This window comes from Mycobacterium sp. TH-M15 (assembly GCF_057473705.1).
Window position 1 is genome coordinate 1 of record NZ_JBYCLB010000015.1, and the last position, 7,480, is coordinate 7,480.

7 protein-coding genes, 1 tRNA gene and 1 pseudogene are annotated in these 7,480 nt (G+C 71.4%); 4 read left to right on the forward strand and 5 right to left on the reverse strand.

Annotated features, from left to right (window positions below):
- The coding region (locus AC2VNT_RS00345) for a topoisomerase C-terminal repeat-containing protein (protein WP_486944968.1) at positions 1-319 on the forward strand (319 nt) is incomplete at its 5' end.
- Here AC2VNT_RS00345 and AC2VNT_RS00350 read toward each other — a convergent pair.
- The gene (locus AC2VNT_RS00350) at positions 309-1,877 is read right to left on the reverse strand and encodes an adenylate/guanylate cyclase domain-containing protein (protein WP_486944969.1); all 1,569 of its coding nucleotides are present in this window, start codon (positions 1,875-1,877) and stop codon (positions 309-311) included. The genes AC2VNT_RS00345 and AC2VNT_RS00350 overlap by 11 nt on opposite strands.
- Positions 1,878-1,993: 116 nt before the next feature.
- On the opposite strand from AC2VNT_RS00350, the gene AC2VNT_RS00355 reads away from it, so the two are divergent.
- Together AC2VNT_RS00355 and AC2VNT_RS00360 are read left to right on the forward strand one after the other, a co-directional pair.
- Complete coding sequence (locus tag AC2VNT_RS00355) at positions 1,994-3,208, forward strand: DNA polymerase III subunit delta' (protein ID WP_486944970.1); 1,215 nt, start codon at positions 1,994-1,996, stop codon at positions 3,206-3,208.
- A gap of 25 nt (positions 3,209-3,233) precedes the next feature.
- Positions 3,234-3,309, forward strand: a tRNA-Thr gene (locus AC2VNT_RS00360).
- A gap of 127 nt (positions 3,310-3,436) precedes the next feature.
- Here the strand turns inward: AC2VNT_RS00360 and AC2VNT_RS00365 are convergent.
- The gene (locus AC2VNT_RS00365; RefSeq protein WP_486944971.1) at positions 3,437-3,982 is read right to left on the reverse strand and encodes an LppP/LprE family lipoprotein; all 546 of its coding nucleotides are present in this window, start codon (positions 3,980-3,982) and stop codon (positions 3,437-3,439) included.
- A gap of 38 nt (positions 3,983-4,020) precedes the next feature.
- Positions 4,021-5,817, reverse strand: a complete 1,797-nt coding sequence (locus tag AC2VNT_RS00370) for a hypothetical protein (protein WP_486944972.1) — start codon at positions 5,815-5,817, stop codon at positions 4,021-4,023.
- A 32-nt stretch (positions 5,818-5,849) separates the two neighbouring features.
- Between AC2VNT_RS00370 and AC2VNT_RS00375 the strand changes: the two genes are divergently transcribed.
- Positions 5,850-6,794 (forward strand): NAD-dependent epimerase/dehydratase family protein, encoded by a 945-nt coding sequence (locus tag AC2VNT_RS00375; protein WP_486944973.1) that lies wholly within the window; start codon positions 5,850-5,852, stop codon positions 6,792-6,794.
- Here AC2VNT_RS00375 and AC2VNT_RS00380 read toward each other — a convergent pair.
- On the reverse strand, positions 6,791-7,144 hold the full coding sequence (locus AC2VNT_RS00380) for a DUF2304 domain-containing protein (protein WP_486944974.1): 354 nt from the start codon (positions 7,142-7,144) through the stop codon (positions 6,791-6,793). The genes AC2VNT_RS00375 and AC2VNT_RS00380 overlap by 4 nt on opposite strands.
- Positions 7,141-7,480 (reverse strand): annotated as a pseudogene (locus AC2VNT_RS00385) (glycosyltransferase family 2 protein); the annotation flags it as partial. The gene AC2VNT_RS00380 and the pseudogene AC2VNT_RS00385, both read right to left, overlap by 4 nt.

The window sequence follows — 7,480 nt, forward strand, 5'->3', positions numbered from 1 at the left end:
GGCACTGAAGATCTACGCCGAACCGAAACGCCGTGGCCGGCAGGCGGCCGCCGCGCCCCCGCTGCGCGAGCTCGGAAAGGATCCGGCCACCGACAAGCCGATGGTGATCAAGGACGGCCGGTTCGGGCCGTACGTGACCGACGGCGAGACCAACGCGAGCCTGCGCAAGGGTGACGAGGTGGCATCGCTGACCGACGAACGCGCCGCCGAGCTGCTCGCCGACCGGCGGGCCCGGGGACCGGTGAAGCGGACCGCCACGAAGGCCGCCCGCAAGGCGGCGCCGGTCAAGAAGGCGGCGAAGAAAGCGGTCAAGCGCTGAACGACGCGACGTTCAGCGGCCGGGCCAGCTGGGTCGGCACGGCGCGGCCCCGCAGCTCGACGACCTCGCCGACCTCCCAGGACAGTGCTTCGGAGTCGACCGCCCCGCTGACCGCCGCGGCCGAGGCCAGCACCCGACAGTCCTCCAGCTTGGCCAGCTCGGTGAGCCGCGCGGCCTCGTTGACCGGGTCGCCGATCACGGTGTACTCGAAGCGGGCCTGTGCGCCGATGTGGCCGGCGATGGCCCGCCCGGCGGAGACCCCGATGCCGAACTCGGCCGAGCCCAGCACCGACAGCAGCCCGTCGTGTAGCTCCCGGGCCGCCGCCAGCGCGGCACTGGACGCGTCGGGGTGCTCGATCGGCGCCCCGAAGATCGCCAGCGCGGCGTCACCCTGGAACTTGTTGACGAAACCACCGTGCTGCCCGACGGTGTCGACCACCACCCGGAAGAACTCGTTGAGCAGGCTGACCACCTCGCTCGGCGGTCGGGCGGCGGCCAGCTGGGTGGAGCCGACCAGGTCGACGAAGAGCACCGCGACGTCCCGCTCGCGGCCGCCGAGTTCGGTACCGCGCTCCAGCGCCCGCCGGGCCACGTCCTCGCCGACGTAGCGGCCGAACAGGTCGCGCAGCCGCTGCCGCTCGGCCAGGTCGCGCACCATGTCGTTGAAGCCGGCCTGCAGCAGCCCGATCTCGCTGGCGTCGTAGATCTGCATGTGCGCGTTGTAGTTGCCGCGCTGCACCTCGCCGAGCGCCCAGCGCAGCTGGCGCAGCGGGTCGGCGATCGACATCGCGACCAGGACGGTCCCGGCCAGGCCGATGCCGAGTGCGGCCAGCGCCATCAGCAGGATCGGGGTGAACAGTTTCTCCGGCGACGCGGTCAGCAGCGAGGCCTTGTCGGCCACCACCGCCAGCACGATCGCCAGCAGCGGGGTTCCGGTGGACAGCACCCAGGTCAGCAGCTGGCGGCCGATGACTCCCGAGGCGTGCAGGTTCTCCGGAAGGCCACCGCGCAGCGCGGCCACGGCAACCGGCCGCAGGACACGCTCGGAGTGCAGGTAGCCGATGATCGAGGTCGCGGTACCGCCCAGCGCGGCGGCGATGGCCACCACCGGCGCCGCGTGGCCGGCCACCGACTTGGTGATCAGGACGAACACCGCCCCGCCGATCGTCCAGTAGCCGATGCTGATCGCGGTTCGGTAGAACGGCATCCGCAGGGCACGGGAACGGGCCAGCTCGGTGGCCGCGGGATCGGTCTCGCCGAGCGGGGTGTCCTGTCGCTGCCACCGGAAGACCGGCGCCAGCAGCCAGAGGCTGACCGCGATCCCAGCCACGAACAGCACGCCGAGCACCACGGCGAAGAAGGCGATGTTGGCGCGGGGCAGATCGTCGAGTTCGATCCGGTCCTCCGGTGGCAGACCGAACCGGAGGAACCCCAGGACGAAGAGCGCGCCGATGATGTCGGCCTGCAGCATGCCCAGCGTGAACACCGGCCACGGGGTGCGCGCCACCCACCGGATGAACCCGGTGGCCCGGTTTCCGAGCTGCGCGACGGTACCCACCCGCTCACCGTATCGGTCGGATGGGTCACATCGCCCCGGCTGAACGTCGGGCCAACCGAACCCGCGGCCGTTCGACGTCCGGCGGGTGTCCGGCCGGGGCGCTACTGTTGTCGGCGATGTCGGGTGTTTTCGCACGTCTAGTGGGTCAGCAGGCGGTGGAGGCCGAGCTGCTCGCCGCGGCGCGGGCGGCCCGGGATGAGGTAGCTCACAGTGCGACCGCCGCCGGCGCTATGTCACACGCCTGGCTGATCACCGGGCCGCCGGGCTCGGGACGCTCGATCGCCGCGCTGTGCTTCGCGGCCGCGCTGCAGTGCACCGCCGACGACGAGCCCGGCTGCGGGCGGTGCCGGGCCTGCACCACGACGATGGCCGGCACCCACGCCGACGTTCGGCGGGTGGTCCCCGAGGGTTTGTCCATCGGGGTCGCCGACATGCGGGCGACGGTGCAGGTCGCATCCCGCCGGCCGGGGACCGGACGCTGGCAGATCGTGTTGATCGAGGATGCCGACCGGCTCACCGAGGGCGCGGCGAACGCGTTGTTGAAAGTGGTCGAGGAGCCGCCGCCGTCGACGGTGTTCCTGTTGTGCGCACCGTCGGTGGACCCCGAGGACATCGCGGTCACGCTGCGGTCGCGGTGCCGCCATGTCGCTTTGGTGACCCCGTCGACGGCGGCGATCGCCCGGGTGCTGACCGACACCGACGGGCTGGACGCGGAGACGGCGCGCTGGGCGGCATCGGTCAGCGGCGGCCACGTCGGCCGGGCGCGCCGGCTGGCCACCGACCCGGAGGCCCGCCGGCGTCGCCAGCGGGCGCTGGGGCTGGCCCGGGACGCGGCGACACCGTCGCGGGCCTACGCCGCGGCCGAGGAGTTGGTGGCCGCCGCCGAGGCGGAGGCCCAAGACCTGACTGCCGGACGGGCCGAGGCCGAGACCGAGGAGCTGCGCACCGCGCTGGGTGCCGGCGGCACCGGCAAGGGCACCGCGGCGGCGCTGCGCGGTGCCACCGGTGTGATCAAAGACCTCGAGCGACGGCAGAAGTCACGTCAGACCAGGGCATCGCGGGACGCGCTGGACCGGGCGCTGGTCGATCTGGCCGGTTATTTCCGGGATGCGCTGCTGGTCTCCGCCGGTGTGGCCAGCGCACAGCCGAACCATCCGGACATGGCCGAGAAAGCCGCGGCGATGGCCGCGCACGTCACACCGGAGCGGCTGCTGCGGTGCATCGATGCGGTGCTGGCCTGCCGCGAGGCGCTGGCGGCCAACGTCAAGCCCCGGTTCGCCGTCGACGCCCTGGTCGCCACCGTCGGTCAGGCGTTGCGGGCCGACCGGTAAACTCGGGTGCCGCCCGGAAGGGCACGCCACCTTAGCTCAGTCGGCAGAGCGGCTCACTCGTAATGAGCAGGTCAGGAGTTCGATTCTCCTAGGTGGCTCCAAACGGCCGGTATGACCTCGGTTGATGCTCGACGTTTCGGTGCTGTCGCGTGGACCCCGTTCAGCAAGGAGCGACATCGCACAAAACTTACGCCGTCTGACGCGTGTGTTGGTCGCCTGACGCGCGCGTCAGCTCGGCGCTGCCTGCGCCTCGGCCGGAATCTGGTCGAGCTGGCTGACTTCGTTGCCGTCCCAAGCGAATCGGACGTCGCCGACGCCGCGGTAGCAGGCGTGACACTCGTCGCCCAGCGGCCAGTGGTAGCTGACCACGACCGTGTCGTCGGTCGACTTGGCGACATCGATGCCGGCGTCGCGGTACGGGATCTTGGTGGCGGTTCCGACGAACTGTCCGTAGTGGAACAGCAGGATGTGCACCGGCGCATACGACGACGCGCCCTGCGGTATCGCCACCGCGCCGCTGAGCACCGCGCACGGGTCGAAGTTCCCGGAACCCTCGGCGGCGTATCCGGCGTTCCAGTCGGTGCTCTCCGGCAGCGATTGCGCCGCCTGGCTGATCTCGAGTGCGTACAGGTTCGCCCCGCATACCGGAGCATCGGTCGGGTGCGTCTCGGCCGCCGGCGGCGACGACCTGCCGGTGCAGCCGGACAGCGCGCCCACCGACCCGATGATCACGCCGACGGCGGCCAGCTGGCGCGTCACCTTCCCGGTTCCCATGGCGGCATTATCGCAGCCGGCGGCGGAGCGGGTGCGGGTCAGAGCGGCGCCAGGTGTCCGACCGGGCCGGCGGCGATGCAGACCGAGAGCGCCGCGGTGTCGGCGCGGGCGGTGATCGTCGATCCGGCGCCGGGCAGCCGGACGAAGACCCGGTTCAGCCCGGGACGCACCGGAACGCGGGCCGCGGATCCGTCGGGCAGCGTCAGCATCATCGCACCGTCGACGTTGGCCAGGTAGTTGATCTCGGCGGTCCAGTCCGAGGGCAGCAGCGGACCGTCCAAGGGGAGCTGTGCCGGGTGGTCCGGCTGCACCAGGTACCCGCAGCGCGGCACCGGGCCGGCGACGATGGTCCGCACCCAGGTGACCCGTGCGTCGATCACCTGCCCGGCGCTGTCCAGCATGCGCAGCCGGGTTGTCGCCGACGCGAATTCCGGACGATCCGGCAACAACGCGAACAGGTGGCTGGCTTGGCTCTCCGGCCCGACCACCCGCTGCAGCACCAGCGGGTCGACCTGCTGGTCTAGCAGCGGCGCGGACGATGCGGCATGTGCGGCGGCCAGGCTGTGTTCGGCGTTCTTCAGGTACGGCTCGGCCGGATTGTCCCGCCAGGAGGTCAGGAACGTCGCGGTGGAGTACAGGCTGCTGGCCAGGAAGGCCACCGCCAGGAAGGCCGCGACGGCGGTGCGGGCGGTGGAGGCGTCCAGCTTGCCGGCCGATGTCCGGTTGGGCGCAGTGCAGCCGACCGCCCCCAGCAGCGCGGCGACCACCACGAAGTCGGCCAGGTAGCGCAGTGTCTGGGCGAGCTCCAGTGCGGTGAACGCCGAGGATCGCATCAGATAGATCGGCACCTGACAGGCCACCGCGTAGCCGGCCACCGTCAGCCAGACCGGACCGAGCCGGTGCTTGCGGACCAGCGAGACCGCGACCAGCCCGGCCAGCACCACCCAGCCGAGCACCATCACCACCGGACCCGGTACCGCCCACGGCGACGCCGGCGCCCACCGCGCCCACTGCCAGGGCCCGCCGGCCAGCCCCGGGACGATCCCGTGGGTGACCGAGCGCCACAGCAGGTCCCGGGTCATGGTCAGATTGAGACTCCAGCGCCGCTGGTTCACCACCGTCAGATAGACCACGATCCAGCCCGCGGTCAGCGCCAGCAAAGCCAGCCAGAGAAGAATTCCTTTGCGCCACACCGACACCGCAGCCCCTATCACGGTCTGGCCGCCCTGGGCGTGACCCAGCAGGACGGCCACCGTGAACGCGACGAACGGGACGGCCGCGGCCTTCTCGAAGAACAGCAGCCCGCCGGCGTAGGCGACCGTCCCGGTCATCGCGTAACGCTGAACACCGGTGCGCACCAGCAGGATCGCGTCGGCGCAGACCCAGCACAGCGCGCACAGCATCGGCAGATAGTTCAGCGCCGCGGCCCACCAGGCGAACGCCGGCAGCCCCATCGGGCAGAACAGCGCGAACGTCAACGGCACCAACAGCGCCGGTCGCCAGCCCAGCAGCACGTACAGCGTCCGCAGCAGTGCCAGCCAGGCCAGCAGCTGCAGCACCACCAAGCTCACCGCGGCCGGTGCCCAGCTCAGCGGCCAGGCCCGGCTGATCGCGCCGGCCAGCAGGAACGCCCCCGGCATCAGGTGGCCGTCGTGGTCGTCGAAGAGGTACGACGGAGACAGCAGGTGGTGGGTGCCGGCCCGGCCGATCAGGATCAGATCGTCCCAGTAGAAGTAGCCGCCGAACGCCAGCACCGTCCGCACCGTCAGCGCCGCGGCGATCAGCGCAACCGCTGCCGCGGCGACCCGGGGAACCCGGGAGATGCGTGCGAGCATGGGTCTTTCCTACCTGTCGGTATGGTGGGCCGGTGCGGGCACTGGTCACCGGGGCGGCCGGATTCATTGGATCGACGCTGGTCGACCGGCTGTTGGTCGATGGGCACCAGGTGGTCGGCCTGGACAACTTTGCCAGCGGACACCGCGCCAACGTCGAGCACCTGGCCGACGACTCGCGGTTCGTCCTCGTCGAGGCCGACATCGTCGGCGCCGACCTGATCGGGTTGCTCGCGGAGCACCGGCCGGAGGTGGTGTTCCACCTGGCGGCGCAGATCGACGTGCGGCACTCGGTGGCCGACCCGGCCTTCGACGCGACGGTCAACGTGGTCGGCACCGTCCGGCTGGCCGAGGCGGCGCGTCGGGCCGGGGTGCGCAAGATCGTGCACACCTCGTCGGGCGGGTCCATCTACGGCACCCCGCCGCGCTACCCGACCGGTGAGGACACCCCGACCGATCCCGCTTCGCCCTATGCCGCCGGGAAGGTGGCCGGCGAAGTCTACCTGAACACGTTCCGCCATCTCTACGGGCTGCAGTGTTCGCACATCGCGCCGGCCAACGTCTACGGGCCGCGCCAGGATCCGCACGGGGAGGCGGGCGTGGTGGCGATCTTCGCGCGGGCGCTGCTCTCCGGCAGCCCGACTAAGGTGTTCGGCGACGGCGGCAACACCCGCGACTACGTCTTCGTCGACGACGTGGTGGAGGCGTTCGTCCGGGCGGCCGGGCCGGCCGGCGACGGCCCGCGGTTCAACGTCGGCCCCGGGGTGGAGACCTCGGACCGGGCGCTGCACACCGCGGTGGCCGCCGCCGCCGGCGCACCGGACGACCCGGAGTTCCACCCGGCCCGGCTGGGCGACCTGAAGCGTTCTTGCTTGGATATCGGCCTGGCCCAACGGGTTCTGGGCTGGCGACCGCAGGTCGGCCTGGACGACGGGGTGCGCCGGACGGTGCAGTACTTCCGCCGGGTGGCGGAAGTTTAGCCGGATCCGGCGGGATCGTCGGGCGGTTCGGCGCCAGCCAGCGCCACCACCCGGGCGAGCCGGGCGTAGCGCAGCTCCAGGTCACGGAAGCGCATGTAGGTGCTGAGCGTGGTGAACGCGAACGCGATGATCAGCGCGTACAGCATCAGGTCGGTGCCGCGGCGCACGCCGAGCCAGTTGGCCAGCACGGTGGTGTCGTCCGGCCGCAGCACCGCGTAGATGCCGGCGATCACGAAGGCCAGGTAGCCGACCTTGACCCAGGCCTTCGACTGCGCCGACCGCCGGGACAGCAGCAGGTAGACCAGCAACGCCAGCACCGCGCCGATCAGCACCACCTTGATCCAGTTCATCGGGACATCCTTTTGCGTAACAGCCCGTCGAAGGCGATGTTGACGCCGTTGAGCAGCGGCTGGCCCTTGGCCTTGGAGTAGTCGGTGTAGAGCACCTCGACCGGTACTTCGCCGACCCGCCAGTGGTTTTCGGCGATCAGCGCGATGAACTCGCCGGCGTGACTCATCCCGTTCATGGTCAGGTCGAGGCCGTCGGCGACGGTGCGGTTGAACACCCGCAGCCCGTTGTGGGCGTCGGACAGGCCGAGCCGGCGGCTGCGCGGGCTCAACCAGACCGCGGTGCGCAGCACCAGTCGTTTGAGCAGCGGCACCGCGGCGGCCGGCTCCGGCTCGCCG

What these genes read in the sequence shown, in the direction of transcription:
- AC2VNT_RS00370 (WP_486944972.1), bottom strand. Translation starts at nt 5,817, where the DNA reads ATGCTCGCACGCATCTCCCGGGTTCCCCGGGTCGCCGCGGCAGCGGTT.
- AC2VNT_RS00380 (WP_486944974.1), bottom strand. Translation starts at nt 7,144, where the DNA reads ATGAACTGGATCAAGGTGGTGCTGATCGGCGCGGTGCTGGCGTTGCTG.
- AC2VNT_RS00365 (WP_486944971.1), bottom strand. Translation starts at nt 3,982, where the DNA reads ATGGGAACCGGGAAGGTGACGCGCCAGCTGGCCGCCGTCGGCGTGATC.
- AC2VNT_RS00355 (WP_486944970.1), top strand. Translation starts at nt 1,994, where the DNA reads ATGTCGGGTGTTTTCGCACGTCTAGTGGGTCAGCAGGCGGTGGAGGCC.